Raw genomic sequence first — 23,474 nt, 5'->3', positions numbered from 1 at the left:
GCCCGGCGGGGGGCTCCACGCAGGCCAGCGCACGGCCGCTCCGAAGCGGCCTGCGACCCCCTCGGGGGGTCGACGGGCGTACCCGCCCGGCGGGGGGCTCCACGCAGGCCAGCGCACGGCCGCTCCGAAGCGGCCTGCGACCCCCTCGGGGGGTCGACGGGCGTACCCGCCCGGCGGGGGGGCACCACGCAGGCCAGCGCACGGCCGCTCCGAAGCGGCCTGCGACCCCCTCGGGGGGTCGACGGGCGTATTCGCCCGGCCGGGGGCTCCAGTGACTGAACTCAAGGACCTGGGTCGCGAGCTCGACCGCTTCCGGCTGCGCATCCTCGCCGCCGCGGCGTTCGTGCTGTTCGGCTTCGCGCTGCTGACGGCCCGGCTCGTGTGGCTGCAGGTGGTGCGGCACGACGACTTTGCCGCCCAGGCCGAGGCCAACCGCACCGCCATCGTGCCCATCGTGCCCAACCGCGGCCGCATCCTCGACCGCCACGGCGTGGTGCTGGCCAACAACTACACCGCCTACACGCTGGAGATCACGCCCTCCAAGGTGGCCGACCTGGAGGGCACCATCGCGGCGCTCGCCGAGCTGGTGGAGATCCGCCCCAGCGACCGCCGGCGCTTCCGCCGCCAGCTGGAGGAGAGCAAGAGCTTCGAGTCGCTGCCCATCCGCAACCGCCTCACCGAGGCCGAGATGGCGCGCTTCATCGCGCAGCGCTACCGCTTTCCCGGCGTGGACATCAAGGCCCGGCTGTTCCGCCACTACCCCCTGGGCGAGACGGCCAGCCACCTGCTGGGCTACATCGGCCGCATCAACCAGGCCGAGAAGCAGGCGATGGAGGACTGGGAGGAGGAGGCCCAGGCCAACTACCGCGGCACCGAGTACATCGGCAAGCTGGGGCTGGAGCAGAGCTACGAGACCGAACTGCACGGCCGCACCGGCGTGGAGGAGGTGGAGACCAGCGCCGGCGGGCGGGCGGTGCGCCGCCTGGCCAGCCGGCCGTCCACGCCGGGCAACACGCTGGTGCTGTCGGTGGACATCCGCCTGCAGGCGCTGGTGGAGCGCCTGTACGGCGACCGCCGCGGCGCCCTGGTGGCCATCGACCCGCGCAACGGCGAGGTGCTGGCCTTCGTCTCCAAGCCCACCTTCGACCCCAACCTGTTCGTCGACGGCATCGACCACGAGAACTGGACGGCGCTGAACGAGAACATCGACAAGCCGCTGCTGAACCGGGCGCTGCGCGGCACCTACCCGCCGGGGTCCACCTTCAAGCCCTTCATGGCCATGGCCGCGCTGAACAGCGGCAAGCGCGCCGCCGGCACGGTGATCATGGACAACCTGACCTACAGCTTCGGCGGCCGCACCTTCGGCAGCCCCGAGACGGACCGGCCGGGCCCCAAGGACATGCGCGCGGCCATCGTCAGCTCGTCCAACGTGTACTTCTACAGCCTGGCCAACGAGATGGGCGTGGACCTGATCCACGAGCAGCTCTCGCCCTTCGGGCTGGGCCGCCGGACGGGCATCGACATGGAGGGCGAGGTCACCGGCGACCTGCCGTCCACCGACTGGAAGCGGCGCAAGTTCCGCAAGCCCGAGCAGCAGAAGTGGTATGCGGGCGAAACCATCTCGCTGGGCATCGGCCAGGGGTACAACAACTTCACCATGCTGCAGATGGCGAACGCCATGGCGACGCTGGCCTCGGGCGGCCAGCGCCACAAGCCGCGCCTGGTGCGCGAGGTGCAGGACACCGTGTCCGGCGCACAGCGCGAGATCTCCTCCGAGTCGCTGGCGCCGCTGCCGCTGCAGCCCGAGCACGTGGCGGTGATCCGCGACGCCATGCACGGCGTGACGACCGGCGGCACCTCGGCCCGCGTCTTCGCCGGTGCGCCCTATGCCAGCGGCGGCAAGACGGGCACGGCACAGGCGGTGGGCGTGCGGGGCGGCGAGAAGTACAGCGCCGCCCGCGTGGCCGAGCACCTGCGCGACCATTCGCTGTATGTCGCCTTCGCGCCGGTGGAGGAGCCGCGCGTGGCCCTGGCGGTGATCGTGGAGAACGCCGGCTGGGGCTCGGGCGCCGCCGCGCCCATCGCGCGCCGGGTGCTGGACTACCTGCTGCTGGGCGTCTACCCCAGCGAGGAGGACATCGCCCTGGTGCGCGAGGGCAAGGGTGCCGCGCCCATCGGCACGCCGCGCGACCCGGCCAGCGTGCCGCTGCCCAGCGTGGGCGAAGGTGCGCCGGCCGCCCCGGCGAGCGCCCCGGCGAGCGCCCCGTCGGTTGCACCGGCCAGTGCGGCGGCGGCCCGTGCACCGGCCCGCCCAGGGAGCGCCCCATGAGCGTGGTCTTCGAGCGCCCCCCGCTCTGGCGCCGGCTGGCGCCCGTGTTCAGTGGCTTCGACGGTCCGCTGCTGTTCGGCCTGGCCGTGCTGGCCGGGCTGGGCCTCATGTCCATGTACTCGGCGGGTTTCGACCACGGCACGCGCTTCGTCGACCACGCCCGCAACATGGGGCTGGCGCTGGGCATCATGTTCCTGGTGGCGCAGGTGCCGCCGCAGCGCCTCATGCGCATCGCCGTGCCGCTGTACGTGCTGGGTGTGGCACTGCTGGTGGCCACCGCGCTGTTCGGCATCACCAAGAAGGGCGCCACCCGCTGGCTCAACCTCGGCGTGGTCATCCAGCCCAGCGAGCTGATGAAACTGGCCATGCCGCTGATGCTGGCGTGGTGGTTCCAGAAGCGCGAGGGGCAGTTGCGCACGCTGGACTTCGCCGTCGCCGGCGCGCTGCTGATGGTGCCGGTGGGCCTGGTGATGAAGCAGCCGGACCTCGGCACGTCCCTGCTCATCCTGTCCGGCGGCCTGTACGTCATCTACTTCGCCGGGCTGTCGTGGCGGCTCATCATCCCCGTGCTGGCCGCGGGCGCGCTGGGCATCACGGCGCTGGTGCTCTCGGCCGACACCATCTGCCAGGACGGCGTGACGTGGCCACTGCTGCGCGAGTACCAGCGGCACCGCGTGTGCACCCTGCTCGACCCCACCACCGACCCGCTGGGCAAGGGCTTCCACATCATCCAGGGCATGATCGCCATCGGCTCCGGCGGCGTCACCGGCAAGGGTTTCATGCAGGGCACCCAGACGCACCTGGAGTTCATCCCCGAGCGCACCACCGACTTCATCTTCGCGGCCTACGCGGAGGAGTTCGGCCTCATCGGCACGCTGGGCCTGATCGCGGCCTTCAGCTTCGTGCTGCTGCGCGGGCTGATGATCGCCGCCGAGGCGCCCACGGTGTTCACGCGGCTGCTGGGCGGTGCGCTCACGCTGAGCTTCTTCACCTATGCCATGGTGAACATGGGCATGGTCAGCGGCATCCTGCCCGTGGTGGGCATCCCGCTGCCGTTCATCAGCTACGGCGGCACGGCCATGGTCACGCTCGGCCTGTCGCTGGGCATGCTCATGTCCATCGCACGCAGCCGGCGCCTGATGCAGAGCTGAGGCGCCGGGCGTTCAGCGGGGTGGCTCGGCGTCGGGCGGCGCAGGGGCCGTGCCTGGCGCCGGTGCGGGCTCGGGCTCGGGCACAGGCGCGGGCGGGGGTGCGGGTAGGGGGGCGGGTGCGGGCGTGCCGCGGATGGGAAAGCGCACCGTGAACACGGTGCCCGGTCCGCCCGGCGGCCCGCCGGCTCCCGGGGCACGGGCCTGGTCCACCGCCACCGTGGCCTGGTGGCGCTCGGCGATCTCGCGCACGATGGCCAGGCCCAGGCCGCTGCCGTCCACGTTGGTGCCCAGCGCGCGGTAGAAGGGCTGGAAGACCAGCTCGCGTTCGCTCTCCGGAATGCCCGGGCCGTTGTCCTCCACCTGCAGCACCACCACCTGGCCGAACGGGTCGGGCGTCACCCGCACGGTCACCGTGCCGCCCTCGGGCGTGTACTGCAGGGCGTTGTCCACCAGGTTGCGCACCAGCTCGCGCACCAGCAGCGGCTGGCCGTGCAGCCGGGGCACGCCCTCGGCGCGGGGCTCCGGCCCCTCGTAGCCCAGGTCGATGCGCTTGTCGAAGGCCTTGGGCAGGAAGTCCTGCACCGTGTCGGTGGCCAGGCGCACGAGGCTGAAGTCCTGGGTGCGGCGCGCCGTCTCCTCGTCCTCGGCACGCGCCATGGACAGCAGCTGGTTCACCATGTGCGCGGCGCGCTGGCTGGAGCGCGCGATCTGCTGCAGCGAGCGCTTGACGGACTGCACGTCGCCGCCGCCCGCGTCGATCTCGCGCTGGGCCAGCTCGGCCTGGGTACGCAGCCCGGCCAGCGGCGTCTTGAGCTGGTGCGCGGCATCCGCCAGGAAGTGCTTCTGCGTGGACATGGACTGGTCGAGCCGGGTCAGCAGCTCGTTGATGGCGCGCACCAGCGGCGCCACCTCCTCCGGCACGTCGTGCTCGTCGATGGGGCTCAGGTCATGGCTCTCGCGGCGCTGGATGCGCTGCTGCAGGTGGTTCAGCGGCGCGATGCCCCGGGCCAGTGCGAACCACACCAGCAGCACCGCCACCGGCAGGATCACGTACTGCGGCAGCAGCACGCCCTTGATGATCTCGGTGGTCAGGCGGCTGCGCTTTTCCATCGTCTCGCCCACCTGCACCAGGCCGATGCGCACCGTCTCGCCGGGCGAGGTGACCACGCGCAGGCTGGCCACGCGCACGGGCTCGTTCTGGATCAGCTCGTCGCGGAACTGCACCTCGCCCTGCTGCGACGGCTGCAGGGCGTCCGGCTCGGGGACGGGCAGCTCCCGGTCGCCGGCCAGCAGCTCGCCGCCTTCGCCCAGCACCTGGAAGTACACCCGGTCGACGTCGTCGCTGCGCAGCAGGGCCGCGGCGGGCTCCGGCAGCACCAGGCGGCCTCGGCTGCCGCGCGGTCCCTCGGCCGGCACCACCTGCCTCGCGATCATGCGGGTCAGCTGCGCGAGGTCGCGGTCATAGGGCCGCGACGCGATGTTCTGCGCCACCAGCCAGGTCAGCGCCGCACTCATCGGCCACAGCAACAGCAGCGGCACGAGCATCCAGTCGAGGATCTCGCCAAACAGCGACCGCTGCTCACGCTGCCCGCTCTTGTTCACGGCTGGGAGTAGGAAAAATCTGTCGGGACGCGCCGTCAGGCGCCGTCCCCTTCAAGTGGCGTGCGCGGATCCGGCTTGGCCGGTCCGCTGCGCGAGCCCCCTCGGGGGGCAGCCCCCGGCAGGGGGCGTGGGGGCACCATCACCCCGGAATCTTCTCCAGGCAGTAGCCCAGGCCGCGCACGGTGGCGATGCGGATGGGACCCTGCTCGATCTTCTTGCGCAGGCGGTGGATGTAGACCTCGATGGCGTTGTTGCTCACCTCCTCGCCCCACTCGCACAGGCGGGCGACGAGCTGGTCCTTGCTCACCAGGCGGCCGGCGCGCTGCAGCAGCACCTCCAGCAGGCTGATCTCGCGCGCCGACAGCTCGATCATCTGGTCGTTGATGTAGGCCACGCGGCCGGTGGCGTCGAAGCTCAGCGGGCCATGCTTGATCACGCTGGAGGCGGTGCCCAGGCCGCGGCGCGTGAGCGCACGCACGCGTGCTTCCAGCTCCTGCAGCGAGAAGGGCTTGGCCATGTAGTCGTCGGCACCCAGGTCCAGTCCCTTGACGCGCTGCTCCACCGAATCCGCGGCCGTGAGGATCAGCACCGGCATGCTGGAGCCGCGCGCGCGCAGCTTGCGCAGCACCTCCAGGCCGTGCAGGCGGGGCAGGCCCAGGTCCAGGATGACCAGATCGAACTCGTGCGAGGCCAGGGCGGCGTCGGCTTCGGAACCGGTCCCGACCTGGTCCACCGCATAGCCCGCACTGCGCAGGGAACGCAGCAGCCCGTCCGCCAGGACCTGGTCATCTTCGGCAATCAGGATGCGCATGCGCCTTGTCTCCACCGGCTCGGCGCCCATTCTAGGCAGGGCCGGCCGGACGTGCCGGCACACGCTGCGCACGGGTCGGCCGGGTCACTGTACAGATATCCAGCTTCTGACATAATCGCCGGGCAGTTTCCACCCCGATTCCCGCTTAGCAGCCCGCCAGCCCGAAGGAGGCCGCCTGACATGGACGCACCCGTGAAGAACCAGAACACCGAAAAGGCCAAGGCCCTGCAGGCCGCCCTCGCGCAGATCGAGAAGCAGTTTGGCAAGGGCTCCATCATGCGCCTGGGCGAGGGCGAGGTGATCGAGGACATTGAGGTGGTGTCCACCGGCTCGCTGGGGCTGGACATCGCGCTGGGCGTGGGCGGCCTGCCGCGCGGCCGCGTGGTCGAGATCTACGGCCCGGAGTCCTCCGGCAAGACGACCCTGACGCTGCAGGTCGTGGCCGAGATGCAGAAGCTCGGCGGCGTGGCGGCCTTCATCGACGCCGAGCACGCGCTGGACATCCAGTACGCGCAGAAGCTGGGCGTCAACCTGCAGGAACTGCTCATCAGCCAGCCGGACACCGGCGAGCAGGCCCTGGAGATCGTGGATTCGCTCGTGCGCTCCGGCGCCGTGGACCTGGTCATCGTCGACTCGGTGGCCGCGCTGACGCCCAAGGCCGAGCTCGAGGGCGAGATGGGCGACAGCCTGCCGGGCCTCCAGGCCCGGCTGATGAGCCAGGCGCTGCGCAAGCTCACCGCCACGATCAAGAAGACCAACTGCATGGTCGTATTCATCAACCAGATCCGCATGAAGATCGGCGTCATGTTCGGCAGCCCCGAAACGACCACCGGCGGCAATGCGCTGAAGTTCTACTCCTCCGTGCGCCTGGACATCCGCCGCATCGGCTCGATCAAGAAGGGCGAGGAGATCATCGGCAACGAGACGCGCGTCAAGGTCGTGAAGAACAAGGTCTCGCCCCCGTTCAAGGAAGCCGAGTTCGACATCCTCTACGGCGAGGGCATCAGCCGCGAGGGCGAGATCATCGACATGGGCGTGGCCGCGAAGATCGTGGACAAGTCGGGCTCCTGGTACGCCTACAACGGCGAGAAGATCGGCCAGGGCAAGGACAACTGCCGCGAGTTCCTGCGCGAGAACCCCGAACTCGCCCGCGAGATCGAGAACAAGGTGCGCGAGGCGATGGGCGTGCCGCTGCTGGGCGAGGCCACGGCCGAGTAAGCCGTGGGCGCGCGGCCCCTGCCCAGCCTGAAGGGCCAGGCGCTGGCCTTGCTGGCGCGGCGCGAGCACAGCCGCGCGGAGCTGCGCACCAAGCTGCTGGCCCACGCCCGCAAGCGGGCCGTGGCCGCCGCCGCCGCGCCCGGGCGGGCCGGCGCTCCGCTCGACCCCTGGGAGCTGCCACCACCTGACCAGGACGCGGCCGGCGTGCCGGACCCCGCCACCGCGGCCGCCGAGGTGGACGCGGTGCTGGACGAGCTCGAGGCCGCCAGGCACCTCAGCGACGCCCGCTTCGCCGAAAGCCGGGTCAACGCCCGCGCCGGCCGCCAGGGCGCCGCGCGCATCCGCCAGGAGCTGGCCCGCCACGGCATGGAACTCGACCCCGACACCGCGCGCCAGCTGCGCGAGACCGAGGCCGATCGCGCGCGCGCCGTGTGGCAACGCAAGTTCGGCGGCGAGCCGCCCACCGACGCGCGCGAGCGCGCGCGCCAGATGCGGTTCCTCGCCGGCCGGGGCTTCGCGGCAGACGTGGTGCGCCGCGTCGTGGGCGGCCGGGACGACGACTGACGCGGCGCCGGTGCATGCTGCATTGCAGCATGCGTGCTACATTGCGCGGCTTGCCTCTGCCGGGCCCCGAGGCCCGTCCTGCCCGCCCGTGTCCGCCGCCCCCGGCGCTGCCATGCCGCTGCCTCCCGCCCATCCCCAGCGCCAGCTCAGGCACCAGCGTGCCATCGAGGTACAGGCGCACGCCCGGCCCGACGGGCTGTGGGAGATCGATGCCTGGGTGCGCGACACCAAGACCCGGCCCACCGGCCAGGGCGATCACCGCCGCCCCGCTGGCGCACCGATCCACGACCTGCACCTGCGCATCGTGGTGGACACCTCGTTCACCATCGTGGCCTCCGGCGCCGAATCGCGCGCCACCCCGTACCCCGGCCATTGCGACCGCCATGGCGACCGCTACGCCGCGCTGACCGGCCTGAACCTGCTGCGCGGCTTCAAGCGCGCGGTGCGGGAGCGGCTGGGCGGCGTGGCCGGCTGCACCCATCTCACCGAACTGGCCGACGTGCTGCCGACTGCCGTCGTCCAGGCCTTCGCCGGCGACGTGCTGGCGGTGGAGCCGGACGGGCAGACCCGCCCGTTCCAGCTCGACCGCTGCCACGCCCTGGCCACCGACGGGGAGGCTGTGCGCCTGCACTATCCGCGCTGGTACCGTCAGCCCCACGCCAACAAAGTGTCGGACAATCCCGCGCCGGCCGACCACGCCGCCGCACCGCTTTCGTCCTGAACCCACGCAACAAGCCCATGAAGATCCACGAATACCAAGGCAAGGAACTCCTGCGCCAGTTCGACGTGCCGGTGCCCCGCGGCTACCCGGCGTTCACCGTCCAGGAGGCCACCGAGGCCGCCCAGAAGCTGGGCGGCAACGTCTGGGTCGTGAAGGCGCAGATCCACGCGGGCGGCCGCGGCAAGGGCGGCGGCGTGAAGCTGGCCCGCTCGATGGACGAGGTGAAGGCGCTCGCCGGCCAGATCCTGGGCATGCAGCTCAAGACGCACCAGACCGGCCCGGAAGGCCAGAAGGTGCGCCGCCTGTACATCGAGGAAGGCGCCGACATCGGCAAGGAGTTCTATGTCTCCCTGGTGACCGACCGCGCCTCGCAGAAGGTGGCGCTGATCTGCTCCAGCGAAGGCGGCATGGACATCGAGGAAGTGGCCCACGCCACCCCCGAGAAAATCATCACCGAGCTGGTCGACCCGCTGGCGGGCCTGACCGACGCCCAGGCTCGCAAACTGGCCGAGGCGGTGGGCATGAGCGGCCACACCGTGGACCAGGCCGTCACCCTGTTCCAGAACCTGTACCGCTGCTACATGGAGACGGACGCCTCGCTGGTCGAGATCAACCCGCTCAACCGTGACAGCAAGGGCAACCTGATCGCGCTCGACGCGAAGTTCAACTTCGACGCCAACTCGCTGTTCCGCCACCCCGAGATCGTCGCCTACCGCGACCTCGACGAGGAAGACCCGGCCGAGATCGAGGCCAGCAAGTTCGACCTGGCGTACATCAGCCTGGACGGCAACATCGGCTGCCTGGTCAACGGCGCCGGCCTGGCCATGTCCACCATGGACACCATCAAGCTGTTCGGCGGCGAGCCAGCCAACTTCCTGGACGTGGGTGGCGGCGCGACCGCCGAGAAGGTCACCGAGGCCTTCAAGATCATGCTCAAGAACAAGAGCGTGAAGGGCATCCTCGTCAACATCTTCGGCGGCATCATGAAGTGCGACACCATCGCCGAGGGTGTCATCACCGCCTGCAAGGCCGTCAACCTGAGCGTGCCGCTGGTGGTGCGCATGAAGGGCACGAACGAGGACATGGGCAAGAAGATGCTGGCCGACAGCGGCCTGCCCATCATCAGCGCCGACACGATGGCCGAAGCGGCCACCAAGATCGTCGCGGCGGTCAAGTAAGCCCTGGAGAACACGACATGTCGATCTACATCAACAAGGACACCAAGGTCATCACCCAGGGCATCACGGGCAAGACCGGCCAGTTCCACACGCTCGGCTGCCAGGCCTACGCCAACGGCAAGAACGCCTTCGTGGCGGGCGTGAACCCGAAGAAGGCGGGCGAGAAGTTCAGCGACATCCCCATCTACGCGACCGTGCAGGAAGCCGCCGCGCAGACCGGCGCGACGGTGAGCGTGATCTACGTGCCGCCCGCGGGCGCCGCCGCCGCCATCTGGGAGGCCGTGGAGGCGGACCTGGACCTCGTGGTGTGCATCACCGAGGGCATCCCCGTGCGCGACATGCTCATGGTGCGCAACCGGATGAAGGCCAAGGAAGCCGCCGGCGGCAAGAAGACCCTGCTGCTGGGCCCCAACTGCCCCGGCCTGATCACGCCCGAGGAAATCAAGATCGGCATCATGCCGGGCCACATCCACAAGAAGGGCCGCATCGGTGTCGTGTCGCGCTCGGGCACGCTCACCTATGAAGCCGTGGCGCAGCTCACCGAGATCGGCCTGGGCCAGTCGTCCGCCGTGGGCATCGGGGGCGACCCGATCAACGGCCTGAAGCACATCGACGTGATGAAGGCCTTCAACGACGACCCGGCCACCGACGCCGTCATCATGATCGGCGAGATCGGCGGCCCCGACGAGGCCGAAGCCGCCCGCTGGTGCAAGGACAACATGAAGAAGCCGATCGTCGGCTTCATCGCCGGCGTCACCGCCCCTCCGGGCAAGCGCATGGGCCACGCCGGTGCGCTGATCTCCGGCGGCGCCGACACCGCCGACGCCAAGCTCGCCATCATGGAAGAGTGCGGCTTCACGGTCACGCGCAACCCGTCCGAGATGGGCAAGCTGCTCAAGGCGCTGCTGTAAGAGCGCTGCCGCCTTGCCGGCCGAAGCCGCCCCGCGTGGGCGGCTTTTTTCTTGCCGGCCTTATGTAGTTCCCCGCACGGGGCTCCCCCCGGGGAACCCCTAAACTGCGTCCCCGCCTGCAACCCCTCACCCCAGGAATCGCCCGAATGGAACAGTTCATGGAGCCCGCGTTCTGGATCGCCGTCGGGCAGATCATCATGATCGACATCCTGCTCGGCGGCGACAACGCGGTCGTGATCGCACTGGCCTGCCGGCGCCTGCCCGACTCGCAGCGCCTGAAGGGCGTGCTGTGGGGCACGGCCGGCGCCATCGTGCTGCGTGTGGTGCTGATCTTCTTCGCGCTGACGCTGCTGGCGATCCCCTACCTCAAGCTGGTGGGCGCGGCGCTGCTGGTGTGGATCGGCGTGAAGCTGCTGGCCCCGGAGGACGAGGACGGCCATGCCCACATCGAGTCCAGCGACAAGCTCTGGGCCGCGGTGAAGACCGTGGTCGTGGCCGACCTGGTCATGAGCGTGGACAACGTGATCGCCATCGCCGGCGCGGCGCAGTCCGCGGGCGGCGACCACCAGATGCCGCTGGTGGTGTTCGGCCTGCTGGTCAGCATTCCCATCATCGTCTGGGGCAGCCAGCTGGTCATCAAGCTCATGGACCGCTTCCCCGCCATCATCACCATCGGCGGCATGCTGCTGGGCTGGATCGCCGGCACGATGGCGGTGGGCGACCCGGCCATCGTGCACATGATGCCGGGCTACACGCCGGGCGCCGAGGGTGAAGCCGCCCATGCCAGCAGCGCCGTGCGCTACGGCGCGGGCGCGGCGGGCGCGCTGCTGGTGCTGGTGATCGGCAGGATCGTCGCGGCACGCCACGCGGCCCGCCAGCCGGCCGAATAGCCCCCCCCAGGAGCCGGCACCCGGCTTGCCGCGGCGCCTGCCATGGCTGTGTTAAGGTAAATGCACCACGCACGCGCATCACACAAACACACCAAGGGGGATCGGGCGATGGCAGGGTCTGGGGCCGGCTTCTGGCGCCGGGCGATGAGCCGCTGGCAGCGCCCGGTCGCACGTGACGACGGGGCGCCGTCGAGCCTTGGCCCGTCCGAAATGCCCGGGGTGGACATCGCCGGGTACCCGCTCGTGCGCACGTTCGCGCATGGGGCGCTGGGCGAGCTGCACCTGGCCACCGACCCGGACACCGGGTCCCCGCTGGCCATCAAGACCGTGCGCCTGCACGGCGGCGAGCTCACCCGCGAACGGTTCCTGCGCGAATCCCAGGCCGCGGAGCGCCTGCGCCACCCGTCCATCGTGCGCTGCGTGGGCAGTGGCATCGAGGGCAGGGGCGAATCCGCCGTGGGCTGGATCGCCATGGAGTGGGTCGCGGGCACCGACCTGTCCCGCTATGCCTCCCCGCTGCGCCTGCTGCCGGAACCGCTGGTGCTCGAACTGATGGCGCAGGCCGCCGAAGGCCTGGCGCATGCGCATGGACAGGGCGTGGTGCATCGGGACATCAAGCCGGCCAACCTGCTCTTCAACCCCACCCGCGGGACGCTGAAGATCACGGATTTCGGCTGCGCCCACCTCAGCGATGCCGAGCGCAGCCGCAGTGGCGTGCTGGCGGGCACACCCGTCTACATGGCGCCGGAACAGCTCAGCGGCGCCCCGGTCGACGGCCGCTGCGACCTGTACGCCCTGGGCGTGGTGCTGTTCGAGCTGCTCACCGGCCACCTGCCGTTCGAGGCCGGCTCCATGGGTGAGCTGACCGCCGCCATCTCCAGCGCGCCGCCGCCCGCCGTCAGCGCCTTGCGGCCCGACCTGCCGGCCGCTCTGGACCACCTGGTGAGGCGCCTGCTGGCCAAGGCGCCGCTGGACCGCCATGCCGACGGCCAGCAGCTTGCCGCCGAGCTGCGCCAGCTGGCCGCCACCCTGCCGGCCGCCTCGTCGGCCGCGTCCATCTCCACGGGAGAACGCCAGCCGGGCGCGGCAGGCACAATGGTCTCCCCCTCGCGCACCGCCGCCCGCCCGTCGTGACCATGGAACTCGAATTCGCCCACGCGCTGGACACGGGCCGTGCGCGCAGCAACAACGAGGACGCCGTGCGGGTGGACGAAACCCTCGCCCTGGCGGTGCTGGCCGACGGCATGGGAGGCTACAACGCGGGCGAGGTGGCCAGCGCCATGGCGGCCGACTGCATGCAGGCCGGCATCGCGCAGTGGCTCGCGGCCCCGGACGCGGCGCGCGACGACGGCCAGATCCGCCAGGCCCTGATGGCCACTGCCCAGCACGCGAACCAGGTCGTCTTCGATGCGGCGCAGAGCCGCCCCGAGTACGCCGGCATGGGCACCACCCTGGTGACCGCCCTGTTCGAGCCCGGGCGGGTGTGGGTGGGCCACATCGGCGACTCGCGCGCCTACCGGCTGCGTGGCGGCCGGCTGGAGCAGCTCAGCCGCGACCATTCGCTGCTGCAGGAGCAGATCGACGCCGGCCTGCTCACCCCCGAGGAGGCCGCCTATTCCATGAACCGCAACCTGGTGACGCGGGCGGTCGGCGTGGAGCCGACGGTCGAGCTCGAGGTGGTGGACCACGAACTGAGGGTGGGCGACACCATCCTGTTGTGCTCGGATGGCTTGTCGGACATGCTGCCGGATGCGAGCATCGCCCAGGTGATGCGCGCAAGCGACAGTCTCGCCGGCACCGCCCGGGCGCTGGTGGATGCCGCCAACGCCGCAGGCGGCCGGGATAACATCTCGGTCGTCCTGGTGCGCGCCAAGGGGGGTGCCGCCCAGAGCGGGCGCGCTTGGTGGCCGTTCCGACGTTCCTGACATTCCAACACTCGCCGCAGCCGTTTCGCCCGTCGGGCAAGCACACACGCATTTCCGCCCGGCTCGGCACACAAGAGGACACGCATGGGCAAGCTGGTCGTATCGCTGGACAACGTCGTCATCAAGGAGGTGCCGATCACCAAGGATCGCACCACCCTCGGCCGGCGGCCCTACAACGACATCGTCATCGACAACCTCGCCGTGAGCGGCGAGCATGCGGTGATGCTGGCCGTCGGCAACGACGTCTTCATCGAGGACCTCAACAGCACGAACGGCACCTACATCAACGGCAAGGCTGTGAAGAAGCAGCTGATGCAGCACAACGACACGGTCGAGATCGGCAAGTACCGCATCAAGTACCTCATCGACGAGGTGCCGGACTACGAGAAAACCATGGTGCTGCGCCCCGGCGCCACCCAGCCGCCGCTCACGGCCGCCTCGCCGCCGCCGCATGCGCTGATCCCCGCGTCCATCAAGGTGCTGAACGGCGGCGCCGCGGGGCGTGAGGTGCTGCTCACCAAGGCGGTCACCACCGTCGGCAAACCCGGCGTGCAGGTGGCCTCCATCGCCAAGCGGCCCACGGGCTACGTGCTGTCCCATGTCGAGGGCGTGTCGCACCCGAGCGTGAACGGCCAGCCGGTGGGCGAGGGGGTGGTGGCGCTGAAGAACGGCGACATCATCGACCTGGCCGGCACGCAGATGCAGTTCATCCAGGGCTGAGCCCGCCGCAGCCGCCTGCCGGTCGCGCGTGACGCTGTTCACGCGCCGGCCAGCCGCCCGGCGGGCCCTCCCCAAAAGTGCGCACCGCGCGCCTTGCGCCGCCCGCCGGGTGCCCGCACCATCGATCTTCCTGCGGCCCCCCCACGGCGCCGGCAGGGCCCCGGCCCGTCGGGGCGTTCTCCTCCCTTCTGACTGCCCCCTCTTCCGGCCTGCCGTCTCGCGGCGGCCCGGGCTTCCATGCACGTTCGCGTTCTAGGCTGTTCCGGTTCCATTGCCCAGGGCTGCCGCACCAGCAGCTTCCTGGTCGATGACGACCTCCTGATCGATGCAGGCACCGGCGTCGGCGATCTCACGCTGGACGAGATGGCCCGCATCGACCACATCCTGCTGAGCCACTCGCACCTGGACCACGTGCTGGGCGTGCCCCTGCTCGCCGACAGCGTCATGCGACGCCGCGGCGGGCGCGGCCCGATCCAGGTGCACGCACTGCCGCCAACCCTGGAGGTGCTGAGCGCCCACGTCTTCAACGACCTGCTGTGGCCCGATTTCACCCGCCTGCCACGGGCCAGCGACCCGGTGCTCGCGCTGCGGCCCATCGCCCTGGGCGAGCACCTGGTGCTGGGCCGCGCCGGACGCACCGTGCGTGTGCTGCCGGCCCGCCATTCCGTGCCGGCCTGCGGCTTCGCCGTGCAGGCCGGCAGCGGGCGGGACTGGGTGTACACCGGCGACACGGGCCCCAACCCGGCCCTGTGGGCGGCCCTGGCCGGGCGCGAGGTGGCCCAGCTGGTCATCGAGGTGGCCTTCGGCGAAAGCGACCAGCTGCTGGCCAGCCAGAGCGGTCACCACTGCCCGTCGTCCCTGGCCGGCGAGCTGGCCCAGGCGCCGGCCGGCGCCGAGCTGCTGCTCACCCACCTGAAGCCCGGCGAGCACGCCACCATCGAGGCCGAGCTGGCCAGCCAGCTGCCCGGCCGCCGCTGGCGCCGCCTGCAGGCCGGGGAGCGGCTCCTGGTCGACTGACAATTTTTGTCAGCCCGGCCCGGGCCGATCGACAGAAATGGGCAGCGGGCAGCGACCAGTTTGGTCACCGCTGATGCGGATTTCACGCGTGGCGGGCCGGTCCAGGCTGGCACGGGTTTCGCACTTAGGGGGGCAAGGGCGCACACCGCCCCCTCGAATCCCTTCCCTTCCCACCGCTGACCCAAGGAGCACTCCATGAAGCGCGTTCAACAAGGTTTCACCCTCATCGAACTGATGATCGTCGTGGCGATCATCGGCATCCTGGCCGCGGTGGCGCTGCCCGCCTACCAGGACTACACCATCCGCGCCCGCGTGTCTGAAGGCGTGGGCATCGCCAGCGGCGCCAAGTCGACCGTGGGCGAGAACCTGGCCTCCGGCAAGACCGGCGCAGCGGTCTGCGACGGCGTGAACGAAGGCGATACCGGCCGCACGACCCTGGATTGCCAGGACGACGGCGTGCTGGAAGCCACCGTGAACCCGGGCGTGTCCGGCGTGGACGACGTGGTCATCACCCTGACCCCGACCGTGGGCGACAGCGGCGTGAGCTGGGCCTGCACCGCCGCCTCCGACCAGTTCAAGTACGTGCCGGCCGAATGCCGTAACGCCTCGGGCACCTGATCACCGATCAGCCCGTGCGCTGAAGGTCGGAGCACGCCTCCGGCCTGCACCGAGACGCCCGCACCTCACCGTGCGGGCGTTGTCGTTTCTGCCCCTCAAGAAATGCCGTTGTCCATGACCACCTGGCCGCTGCTCGCCTATTTGGCGGCCGTCCCATGGGCCCTGTTGGCTGTGCCGGGCAACGTGCACGACCTGAACCGGATGGTGCAGGTCGTGGTCATGGCGGCCATGGCCGTACTGCTCATTCATCGCCGGTCCGCCTCCGCCCCTTCCCGGGTGCCCCCGCTGGGCTGGTTGGCGCTGGGCCTCGCCGCGGCCAGTGTGGCAGCGTCGGCCGTACCCGCCGAAGCGCTGAAGGAAGCGCTGCTGCTGGGCGGCCTGCTGTTGCTCGGCCTCGCCAGCGGGCGGGCCGCCAGCGCGGACCGCGACCGCTGGCTGGCCGCAGTGGCCATCGGCTCGGCGGTCTATGCCGGGCTGCTGGTCGGCGGGATCGTCCTGGCTCTGGCGGTCGGGCTGCCGCTGGATGCGCGCGACATCGTGGTGGGTTTCGTCAACTACCGCTTCCTCAGCCATACGCAGACCGTCGCCATGCCACTGCTGGCAGTGACGGTGGTGCTGGCCCATCGGTGGCCGCTGGTGCGCACGCTGGCGGCCTTCGCGCTCGTCGTCCAGGCCATGTTCATTCCGGCGTTGGGCGCCCGGGCCACGGGCCTGGCCTTGCTGTCAGGCATGGGCGTCGTCGCCCTGCTGGGGCCGGCCAGCGCCCGGCGGGTGGTGGGCACCCTGGCCGCGGCGATGCTCGGTGGCGCCGCGTTGTATGCCATCGTCTTCTCGGCCCTGCCCAACTGGGTGGGGGTGGCGGCCGATGCCACCACACAGCGCAGTGCCGCCAGCTTGTCCAGCGATGGGTCGCGGGCCATGCTGTGGCGCTTGGCCTGGGAGCAGGCCTGGTCTGCCCCGTGGCTGGGCCAAGGGCCGATGCACTATGCCCATGTGCCCAATGCCAAAGCGGCCCATCCGCACAACATGTACCTTCAGGTGGCTGCGGAGTGGGGATTCCCCATGCTCATGATCGCCCTGACCACCGCGGGCGGCCTGCTCCGGCGGCTCGCGAAGCGGTTGCGCAGCGAAAGACAGCCGGCGGCATCGGCAGAAGGCGCTGCACTGGCCATCGCCGCGTGCGCGGTGCTGGTGGACGGCGCCTTCTCCGGCAACTTCGTCATGCCGGTGCCCCAAATGTGGGTGGCGCTGGGGCTGGGCTGGGCATGGGCATGGGCCACCCACCAGCCATCTCCTGCGGGCCCGCCTGCGGCTGAGGGCCCCCCTGCGTCGGGCCGCTGGGCGCGAGCCGTCTGGGTCGGCGTGCTGGTCGGGCAGCTCCTGCTGGCCGGGATCGCTGCCATGGAGTACGCAACGCTGGATGAGCGCCTTCGTCGGGTGCGCACGGAACTGGCCGACAATCCGCGCGACAACCCCCGCTTCTGGTCCCACGGATGGTTCTAGCCTGACGCCGCCTGCTGCAAGTCGATCACGTGTCCGACGCCCCTGAACGTTCCCGCTCGGTGCTTCTGGCTGCAGCGCTGGCACTGCCCGCGCTGTTCGCCTACAACGTCTCCCCATCGGCCACGCTGCTGAACCAGCTGCTGGCCGTGGGCCTGTGGGGCGTGGTGCTCATCGCATGGCCGATGGCGCCTGAGCGGCCGGGCTGGCGCTCGCCCGGGCTGTGGGCGGCACTGGCGCTGCTGGCCGGCGCGGTGCTGTGGTCCATGGAAGTGGCACTTCCGGCGTCGCTCGGCTGGTCGGCGCTGGCGTTGCTGGCCGCGGGGGCAGCGGTGGCATGGCACGGGTCGGCCGAGGACACGCCCGAGGCGGACGCCATCGACGCGTTCTGCACCGCCCTGCTGGCCGCCGGGGTGGCCAGCGCCCTGATCGCGCTCGTGCAGGTGTTCGCGCCCGGCTGGGCCGACGGCACGTTCATCGCCCGCTCCGGCCTGCCCGGCCGCGCGGTGGGCAACCTGCGCCAGCCCAATCACCTGAGCAGCCTGCTCATGTGGGCGCTGGTGGCCTGGGTGCCGCTGGCGCGGGCAGGGCGGGTGGCCGGCTGGCGCTTTCCGGTCCACGTGGCGTGGCCCCTCGCACTGCTGTTGCTGTGGGCGGTGGTGCTGACGGCCTCGCGCACGGGCATCGTGGGCGTACTGCTGCTGGCGCTGTGGGGGCTCGTGGACGGGCGGCTGGGGCGTCGCATGCGCGTGACACTCTTGACCGCGCCGCTCGCCTACCTGGCGGTCTGGCTGTTGATGAGCGCCTGGGCCCACGCCACCGGCACCACCTTCGGCGGCGAGGCGCGCCTGGCCGAGGGTGACGTGTCGGGCTCGCGCTGGGGCATCTGGTCCAACACGCTGGCCCTCATCGCCGCGAATCCCTGGTCGGGCGTCGGCTTTGGCCAGTTCAACTTCGCCTGGACGCTCAGCCCGTTCCCCGGCCGCCCGGTGGCCTTCTTCGACCACACCCACGACCTGCCGCTGCAGCTGTGGGTGGAACTGGGCATCCCGCTGGGCAGCCTGGTGCTGCTCGGCCTGCTGTGGGCCCTGGCGCAGGCGGCCGTGCGCAGCTGGCGGGTGCAGGGCGACGTCGGCGTGGGCTCCCGGGCCGCCTTCATGGTGGTGCTGATGATCGGCGTGCACAGCCTGTTCGAGTACCCGCTGTGGTACGCGTACTTCCTGCTGCCGGCGGCCTGGGCGTTCGGTTATGCGCTGCGCCGCCCGCCGGGCTCGCCCGCCGCGGCGGAGGAGCCGGTGGTCACGGTGGCCGGCAGCCCCTGGCCGCTGCGGGCGGTCGGCGTGCTGCTGCTGCTGGGCAGCGTGTACGCGCTGCAGGACTACTGGAAGGTGGTGGTGATCTACGCCCCCGACGACGCCTCCGGCCCCCTGGCCGAGCGCATCGAGCGTGGCCAGCACAGCCTGTTCTTCGGCCACCAGGCCGACTACGCGGCCGCCACCACCACCGAGCCGCCGTCGCTGGCGATGGCCGCGTTCCACACCACCACGCACGCGTTGCTGGACACGCGGCTGATGACGGCATGGGCCCGGGCGATGGACGAGTCCGGCCACCGTGACAAGGCCAGCTACCTGGCGGCGCGGCTCAAGGAGTTCCGCAACCCGGCCTCGGCCGAGTTCTTCGCCGCCTGCCAGGTGCCGGTCGAGGACGGCGCCTTGCCACCCTTCCAGTGCGTGGTGCCGCCGCCCGGGCTGGGCTGGCGCGACTTCCTGCCGCAGCGGCCCTAGGGTCGGCGCGACGGGCGCACAATGCGCGGTCCGGCGGCCCACCCGGCCGCGCACTGCCTGCCGTGAGGTTCACACCATGAACGCCCCCGAGACACTGCCCCCGCTGGACGCCACCGCGCTCGGCGATTTCGTCGGCACCGCCTGGCGCGAGCGCATCGTGCCGCAGCTGGTCGACTACATCGCCGTGCCGGCCAAGAGCCCGCTGTTCGACCCGGACTGGCAGGCCCATGGCCTGATCGACCGGGTGGTGCGCGACGCCGCCGCGTGGGTGGACAGCCGCCACGTGCCGGGCCTGACGCTGGAAGTGGTGCGCGCCGAGGGCCGCACGCCGGTGATCTTCTTCGAGCTGCCCGCCACCCGGCCCGACAGCACCCAGACCGTGCTGATGTACGGCCACCTGGACAAGCAGCCCGAGTTCAACGGCTGGCGCAGCGACCTCGGGCCGTGGACGCCCAAGATCGAGGACGGCAAGCTCTATGGCCGTGGCGGCGCCGACGACGGCTACGCCATCTATGCGGCGGTCAGCGCGATCGAGGCCCTCAAGGCGCAGAACGTGCCGCACCCGCGCATCGTCGGCCTCATCGAGAGCTGCGAGGAATCCGGCTCGTTCGACCTCCCGTTCTACCTGGAACGGCTGGGCGCGCGGCTGGGTGACGTGAGCCTGGTCGTCTGCCTGGATTCCGGCGCCGGCAACTACGACCAGCTGTGGCTCACCAGCTCGCTGCGCGGCAACATCACCGGCAGCCTGAAGGTGGAGATCCTCACCGAGGGCATCCACTCGGGCGACGCGAGCGGCCTCGTGCCCTCGTCGTTCCGCATCCTGCGCCAGGTGCTGGACCGCCTGGAAGACGCGAAGACCGGGCACCTCCTGCCCCAGGTGTTCCACTGCGAGATCCCCGCCGAGCGGGTGCGCCAGGCCGAGGCCACGGCCGCCATCCTGGGCGACGAGGTCTGGAAGCGCTACCCCTGGGCCTGCGGCGCCGATGGCGGCTTCGCGCTGCCCACCACCACCGACCCGGTGCAGGCCCTGCTCAACCGCACCTGGCGGCCCACGCTGTCGGTCACCGGCGTGGACGGCATCCCGCCGCTGTCGAACGCCGGCAACGTGCTGCGGCCCTACACCGCCTTCAAGCTGAGCCTGCGCCTGCCGCCGCTGGTGCCGGGCCACGAGGCGGCCGTGGCGCTCAAGGCCCTGCTCGAGGACAACGCGCCCTACAACGCCAAGGTCACCTTCGAGCCGGACGGCCGCGCCAACGACTGGGGCGCCACCGGCTGGAATGCACCCAGCACCGCCCCCTGGCTGGAGCGCGTGCTCGACGGCGCCAGCCGCCGGCATTTCGGCGCGCCACTGGGCTACATCGGCCAGGGCGGCACGATTCCGCTCATGAACCTGCTGCAGCAGGGCTTCCCGCAGGCCCAGATGATGGTCTGCGGCGTGCTGGGCCCCAAGAGCAACGCGCACGGCCCCAACGAGTTCCTGCACCTGCCCTATGCCGAGCGGCTCACCGCCGCCGTGGCGGAGGTGATCGCCGCGCATCCGTGACGGCCGGCACGGCGGCTCGCACGCCGCCTGCACCTTTCGTGGATGGCAGACGGCGCGGCCTTGCCTACAGTCGCCCTCAGCGTGCCGCGCGAGTGGGACGATTCACGAGGGTAGGGGAAACGGAAAAAGGGCGGGGAGTCATCCCCGCCCTTTTTGCCGTCTGGGGCCCGCTCAGCGCTGGGCGTAGGCCGTCGGCGCCGGTTGGCGCACCGTCTGCGGCACGCGCAGGGCGGCTTCGGTGTCGAAGCTGTCCACCGCGCCGCTGGCCCGGGCGCTCAGGAACTCGGCGCGCACTTCCGCGCGCGTCTTGGCGGCCACGGCCGTGGGCTGCGCGTCACGGCCCTTGAACAGGGCGACGAAACCGTCGGCCGAGCCCGCGTTCCACTCACGGCGCCACGCTTCCGGGTTGAAGCTGGAGATGTCCTGGCGGGCGCGCTGGTCGATGTAGGCCTGGCGCACGGCCTCGCGGCTCACGGTCGAGGTGGCGGCGGGCGCGGCCAGGTGGGCTTCGGTGTCGAACACGTTGCGCTCGGGCGACTGGGCGAAAGCAGCGCCGGAGGCGGCCAGGGCGAGGGCGGCGGCGATGAGATGGCGGTTCATGGTGGTGTCCTTTCGTGGCTGAGGGAGCCCGCATGGTCCGCGGTGGCGGCCGGGGCGTCCTTTCAGCGTGATGTCGTTGTGTATCGTTGTTTGGCAGCGGACGAAGCGGTCGCTTACTTGGCGGGCTTGGCGGCGTCGGCCGGCTTCTGGGCCAGGCGGGTGGCGCCCGGCAGCGTCATCACCGGCTTGACGTAGGCGGTGGTCTCCTGGTCGAAGACGTTCACGTCGCCGGCGCGGCGGGCGGCCAGGAACTGGGCACGCACTTCCTCGCGCGTCAGGCCGGCGGCGGAGCGGGCGGCGGGCTGGCGCAGCTGGGCTTCGGTGTCGAAGCCGTTGCGGTCGGCCGACTGGGCGAAGGCGCCGGAAGCGGCAACGAGGGACAGGGCGGCGATCAGGGTGCGGGTGGTCATGTTCGATTCCTTCAAGTCAGACAGTTCGGATTCCCGGGCATGGCGGTTAGCGCTTACTGTGTCGCTCCGTCTTGTCCAGCCTCGGTGAGTCGTCTTACTGTGGGTGTCGGCTCATCGATGGGTGTGACTGTATAGACCCAGGCGACGCAAATAAACGCCGCAGCCGAACACAGCGCATTGCTGGTTCACGAACAATGGAGGTGCAGGCGGCGGCTGACGGGCCGGCCTCCATGGGCGGGCGGTGGGCTCAGGCAGCGCGCAGCCAGTAGGCCGGGTCGCCGTAGTGATGCTTGAGGAAATCGATCCACAGCCGCACCCGCAGCGGCAGGTGCCGGGCGCTGGGGAACACGGCGTGGATGCCGTTGGGTGGGGCGGCGAAGTCGTCCAGCACGCTGACCAGCCGGCCGCGTGCGATGTCCGACTGCACCTCCCAGGTGCTGCGCCAGGCCAGGCCCAGCCCGTCGAGGCACCACTGGTGCAGCACCTGGCCGTCGCTGCAATCCAGCCGGCCGGTCGGGCGCAGGTGCACCACCTCACCATCGACCGTGAAGGCCCAGCCGCGGGACTGGCTGGACTCGGAGCTGAGGATCAGGCACTCGTGCCGCGCCAGGTCGTCGGGGTGGGCGGGCGTGCCGGCCCGCGCGAGGTAGGCCGGTGCGGCCACGCACAGGCGCCGGTTGTCCGCCAGGCGCAGGCTCAACAGGCTGGAGTCGGGCAGGTCGCCCACGCGCACGGCGCAGTCGTAACCCTCGTTGACCAGGTCCACCACGCGGTCCGACAGGTTCAGCGACAGGCTCACGTCCGGGTGCCGGCCCAGGAAGGCCGGCACCAGCGGCGCGAGATGGCGCCGCCCGAACCCCGCCGGGCCGGTGATGCGCAGGTGGCCGCTGGCCTTCACCCCACCCGCCGACACGCTGGCCTCGGCATTGTGAAAGTCCGCCAGCAGGCGCTGGCAGCTCTCCAGGAAGGCGCTGCCCTCATGGGTGAGGTGCAGCCGGCGGGTGGTGCGCTGCAGCAGCTTCACGCCGAGCCGGGCTTCGAGGGCGTCCATGCGGCGGCCAATCACCGCGGGCGCCACGCCTTCGGCCCGTGCGGCGGCCGACAGGCTGCCCCTCTGCGCCACCGCCACGAAGGTCTCGATCTGGGTCAGCCGGTCCATGGCGACATGCTAGGCGCGGCTCATCTATGCGTCCAGGTCACAAATGAATCGATTCAGACCGCAGTAATGTGCATCCAAGTTTGCAATACAGTCGCTGGCGATGCCTGCCATGCCGCCTGTGCCCACCGCCGCCACCGCCCCCACCGCCACGCCGCGCGCCGTGCTGTTCGACGCGTACGGCACCCTGTTCGATGTCTACAGCGTGGCGCTCGCGGCCGAGCAGCTGTTCCCGGGCTGCGGTGAACGGCTGGCGATGCAGTGGCGCGCCGCACAGATCAACGCCACGCGGCTGGTCTCCATGGCGGGGCCGGCGCACTACCAGCCGTTCTGGGCGCTGACCGACGCGGCGCTGCGCCAGGCCGCCGAGCGCCTGGGCCTGGCCTTGTCCGAGGCGGGCTGCGCGCGGCTGATGAACGAGTACCGCCATCTGTCCGCCTTCCCGGAGAACCATGCGGTGCTGGCGGCCCTGAAGGCGCGCGGCGTGCGCACCGGCATCCTGTCCAACGGCGACCCCGAGATGCTGGCCATCGCCGTGCGCAGTGCGGGCCTGGCCGATCTCCTCGACCCGGTGCTCAGCGTGCACGAGACACGCCGCTACAAGCCCGACCCCGCCACCTATGCGCTCGGGCCGGCCGCGCTGGGCATGCCCGCGCGGGACATCCTGTTCGTGTCCAGCAACGGCTGGGACGCCATCGGCGCCACCTGGTACGGCTACACCACGCTGTGGGTCAACCGCAGCGGCGCGCCGCTGGACCGGCTGGGCACCGCGCCCACGCACACCGGCCGCAGCCTGCACGACGTGCTGGGCTGTTTTCCCGACTGA

The 23,474-nt window shown here is 71.0% G+C and carries 22 protein-coding genes; 17 read left to right on the top strand and 5 right to left on the bottom strand.

Going from position 1 to position 23,474, the window contains the following annotated elements:
• The first annotated feature begins 271 nt into the window (after positions 1–271).
• On the top strand, positions 272–2,329 hold the full coding sequence (gene mrdA, locus ACE3UN_RS12725; protein WP_374675326.1) for a penicillin-binding protein 2: 2,058 nt from the start codon (positions 272–274) through the stop codon (positions 2,327–2,329).
• On the top strand, positions 2,326–3,480 hold the full coding sequence (gene rodA, locus ACE3UN_RS12720) for a rod shape-determining protein RodA (protein ID WP_374675325.1): 1,155 nt from the start codon (positions 2,326–2,328) through the stop codon (positions 3,478–3,480). The genes mrdA and rodA overlap by 4 nt, the downstream gene beginning before the upstream one ends.
• 12 nt (positions 3,481–3,492) lie before the next feature.
• On the opposite strand, the gene ACE3UN_RS12715 is transcribed toward rodA, so the two are convergent.
• Positions 3,493–5,025 carry a sensor histidine kinase N-terminal domain-containing protein gene (locus tag ACE3UN_RS12715; RefSeq protein WP_374675330.1) on the bottom strand — a complete coding sequence of 511 codons (1,533 nt, stop codon included), beginning with the start codon at positions 5,023–5,025 and terminating at the stop codon, positions 3,493–3,495.
• 196 nt (positions 5,026–5,221) lie between these two features.
• Complete coding sequence (locus ACE3UN_RS12710; protein ID WP_374675324.1) at positions 5,222–5,893, bottom strand: response regulator; 672 nt, start codon at positions 5,891–5,893, stop codon at positions 5,222–5,224.
• A gap of 180 nt (positions 5,894–6,073) precedes the next feature.
• On the opposite strand from ACE3UN_RS12710, the gene recA reads away from it, so the two are divergent.
• From recA to ACE3UN_RS12640, 14 genes are all read left to right on the top strand, one after another.
• Positions 6,074–7,111 carry a recombinase RecA gene (gene recA / locus ACE3UN_RS12705; RefSeq protein WP_374675323.1) on the top strand — a complete coding sequence of 346 codons (1,038 nt, stop codon included), beginning with the start codon at positions 6,074–6,076 and terminating at the stop codon, positions 7,109–7,111.
• Between the two features lie 3 nt (positions 7,112–7,114).
• Positions 7,115–7,675 carry a regulatory protein RecX gene (locus ACE3UN_RS12700; RefSeq protein ID WP_374675322.1) on the top strand — a complete coding sequence of 187 codons (561 nt, stop codon included), beginning with the start codon at positions 7,115–7,117 and terminating at the stop codon, positions 7,673–7,675.
• A 112-nt stretch (positions 7,676–7,787) separates the two neighbouring features.
• Positions 7,788–8,396, top strand: coding sequence for a DUF2889 domain-containing protein (locus ACE3UN_RS12695; protein ID WP_374675329.1), 609 nt, complete (start codon positions 7,788–7,790; stop codon positions 8,394–8,396).
• A gap of 17 nt (positions 8,397–8,413) precedes the next feature.
• The gene (gene sucC, locus ACE3UN_RS12690; protein WP_374675321.1) at positions 8,414–9,574 is read left to right on the top strand and encodes an ADP-forming succinate--CoA ligase subunit beta; all 1,161 of its coding nucleotides are present in this window, start codon (positions 8,414–8,416) and stop codon (positions 9,572–9,574) included.
• A 17-nt stretch (positions 9,575–9,591) separates the two neighbouring features.
• Positions 9,592–10,485, top strand: a complete 894-nt coding sequence (gene sucD / locus ACE3UN_RS12685; protein ID WP_374675320.1) for a succinate--CoA ligase subunit alpha — start codon at positions 9,592–9,594, stop codon at positions 10,483–10,485.
• A gap of 146 nt (positions 10,486–10,631) precedes the next feature.
• Positions 10,632–11,375 carry a TerC family protein gene (locus tag ACE3UN_RS12680; protein WP_374675319.1) on the top strand — a complete coding sequence of 248 codons (744 nt, stop codon included), beginning with the start codon at positions 10,632–10,634 and terminating at the stop codon, positions 11,373–11,375.
• A gap of 219 nt (positions 11,376–11,594) precedes the next feature.
• Positions 11,595–12,509, top strand: coding sequence for a serine/threonine-protein kinase (locus ACE3UN_RS12675; protein ID WP_374675318.1), 915 nt, complete (start codon positions 11,595–11,597; stop codon positions 12,507–12,509).
• A 2-nt stretch (positions 12,510–12,511) separates the two neighbouring features.
• Positions 12,512–13,300 (top strand): Stp1/IreP family PP2C-type Ser/Thr phosphatase, encoded by a 789-nt coding sequence (locus ACE3UN_RS12670; RefSeq protein ID WP_374675317.1) that lies wholly within the window; start codon positions 12,512–12,514, stop codon positions 13,298–13,300.
• Between the two features lie 84 nt (positions 13,301–13,384).
• Positions 13,385–14,020, top strand: coding sequence for an FHA domain-containing protein (locus tag ACE3UN_RS12665; protein WP_374675316.1), 636 nt, complete (start codon positions 13,385–13,387; stop codon positions 14,018–14,020).
• Between the two features lie 237 nt (positions 14,021–14,257).
• Entirely contained in the window at positions 14,258–15,037 is a 780-nt protein-coding gene (locus ACE3UN_RS12660) for an MBL fold metallo-hydrolase (protein WP_374675315.1), read from the top strand.
• 195 nt (positions 15,038–15,232) lie between these two features.
• Positions 15,233–15,655 (top strand): pilin, encoded by a 423-nt coding sequence (locus ACE3UN_RS12655; RefSeq protein WP_374675314.1) that lies wholly within the window; start codon positions 15,233–15,235, stop codon positions 15,653–15,655.
• 114 nt (positions 15,656–15,769) lie between these two features.
• Complete coding sequence (locus tag ACE3UN_RS12650; RefSeq protein ID WP_374675313.1) at positions 15,770–17,158, top strand: O-antigen ligase family protein; 1,389 nt, start codon at positions 15,770–15,772, stop codon at positions 17,156–17,158.
• Positions 17,159–17,217: 59 nt separating this feature from the next.
• On the top strand, positions 17,218–18,939 hold the full coding sequence (locus ACE3UN_RS12645; protein WP_374675312.1) for a Wzy polymerase domain-containing protein: 1,722 nt from the start codon (positions 17,218–17,220) through the stop codon (positions 18,937–18,939).
• A gap of 76 nt (positions 18,940–19,015) precedes the next feature.
• The gene (locus ACE3UN_RS12640; protein ID WP_374675311.1) at positions 19,016–20,482 is read left to right on the top strand and encodes a M20 family metallopeptidase; all 1,467 of its coding nucleotides are present in this window, start codon (positions 19,016–19,018) and stop codon (positions 20,480–20,482) included.
• Between the two features lie 171 nt (positions 20,483–20,653).
• Here the strand turns inward: ACE3UN_RS12640 and ACE3UN_RS12635 are convergent, their stop codons facing one another.
• From ACE3UN_RS12635 to ACE3UN_RS12625, 3 genes are all read right to left on the bottom strand, one after another.
• Positions 20,654–21,082 (bottom strand): hypothetical protein, encoded by a 429-nt coding sequence (locus ACE3UN_RS12635; RefSeq protein ID WP_374675310.1) that lies wholly within the window; start codon positions 21,080–21,082, stop codon positions 20,654–20,656.
• 113 nt (positions 21,083–21,195) lie between these two features.
• Positions 21,196–21,492 (bottom strand): DUF4148 domain-containing protein, encoded by a 297-nt coding sequence (locus tag ACE3UN_RS12630; protein ID WP_374675309.1) that lies wholly within the window; start codon positions 21,490–21,492, stop codon positions 21,196–21,198.
• A gap of 247 nt (positions 21,493–21,739) precedes the next feature.
• Positions 21,740–22,651 carry a LysR family transcriptional regulator gene (locus ACE3UN_RS12625; protein WP_374675308.1) on the bottom strand — a complete coding sequence of 304 codons (912 nt, stop codon included), beginning with the start codon at positions 22,649–22,651 and terminating at the stop codon, positions 21,740–21,742.
• A 109-nt stretch (positions 22,652–22,760) separates the two neighbouring features.
• On the opposite strand from ACE3UN_RS12625, the gene ACE3UN_RS12620 reads away from it, so the two are divergent.
• On the top strand, positions 22,761–23,474 hold the full coding sequence (locus ACE3UN_RS12620; protein ID WP_374675307.1) for a haloacid dehalogenase type II: 714 nt from the start codon (positions 22,761–22,763) through the stop codon (positions 23,472–23,474).

The organism is Ideonella sp. (assembly GCF_041918995.1).
GTDB lineage: Bacteria > Pseudomonadota > Gammaproteobacteria > Burkholderiales > Burkholderiaceae_C > Ideonella.
Note: the sequence above shows the minus strand (reverse complement) of the source record. Positions and strands in the feature narration are given on the sequence as shown.

Coding starts and splice junctions, on each gene's coding strand:
- rodA (WP_374675325.1), top strand. CDS start 2,326: ATGAGCGTGGTCTTCGAGCGCCCCCCGCTCTGGCGCCGGCTGGCGCCC.
- ACE3UN_RS12715 (WP_374675330.1), bottom strand. CDS start 5,025: ATGCTCGTGCCGCTGCTGTTGCTGTGGCCGATGAGTGCGGCGCTGACC.
- ACE3UN_RS12710 (WP_374675324.1), bottom strand. CDS start 5,893: ATGCGCATCCTGATTGCCGAAGATGACCAGGTCCTGGCGGACGGGCTG.
- recA (WP_374675323.1), top strand. CDS start 6,074: ATGGACGCACCCGTGAAGAACCAGAACACCGAAAAGGCCAAGGCCCTG.
- ACE3UN_RS12695 (WP_374675329.1), top strand. CDS start 7,788: ATGCCGCTGCCTCCCGCCCATCCCCAGCGCCAGCTCAGGCACCAGCGT.
- sucC (WP_374675321.1), top strand. CDS start 8,414: ATGAAGATCCACGAATACCAAGGCAAGGAACTCCTGCGCCAGTTCGAC.
- sucD (WP_374675320.1), top strand. CDS start 9,592: ATGTCGATCTACATCAACAAGGACACCAAGGTCATCACCCAGGGCATC.
- ACE3UN_RS12680 (WP_374675319.1), top strand. CDS start 10,632: ATGGAACAGTTCATGGAGCCCGCGTTCTGGATCGCCGTCGGGCAGATC.
- ACE3UN_RS12670 (WP_374675317.1), top strand. CDS start 12,512: ATGGAACTCGAATTCGCCCACGCGCTGGACACGGGCCGTGCGCGCAGC.
- ACE3UN_RS12665 (WP_374675316.1), top strand. CDS start 13,385: ATGGGCAAGCTGGTCGTATCGCTGGACAACGTCGTCATCAAGGAGGTG.
- ACE3UN_RS12660 (WP_374675315.1), top strand. CDS start 14,258: ATGCACGTTCGCGTTCTAGGCTGTTCCGGTTCCATTGCCCAGGGCTGC.
- ACE3UN_RS12655 (WP_374675314.1), top strand. CDS start 15,233: ATGAAGCGCGTTCAACAAGGTTTCACCCTCATCGAACTGATGATCGTC.
- ACE3UN_RS12650 (WP_374675313.1), top strand. CDS start 15,770: ATGACCACCTGGCCGCTGCTCGCCTATTTGGCGGCCGTCCCATGGGCC.
- ACE3UN_RS12640 (WP_374675311.1), top strand. CDS start 19,016: ATGAACGCCCCCGAGACACTGCCCCCGCTGGACGCCACCGCGCTCGGC.
- ACE3UN_RS12635 (WP_374675310.1), bottom strand. CDS start 21,082: ATGAACCGCCATCTCATCGCCGCCGCCCTCGCCCTGGCCGCCTCCGGC.
- ACE3UN_RS12630 (WP_374675309.1), bottom strand. CDS start 21,492: ATGACCACCCGCACCCTGATCGCCGCCCTGTCCCTCGTTGCCGCTTCC.
- ACE3UN_RS12625 (WP_374675308.1), bottom strand. CDS start 22,651: ATGGACCGGCTGACCCAGATCGAGACCTTCGTGGCGGTGGCGCAGAGG.
- ACE3UN_RS12620 (WP_374675307.1), top strand. CDS start 22,761: ATGCCGCCTGTGCCCACCGCCGCCACCGCCCCCACCGCCACGCCGCGC.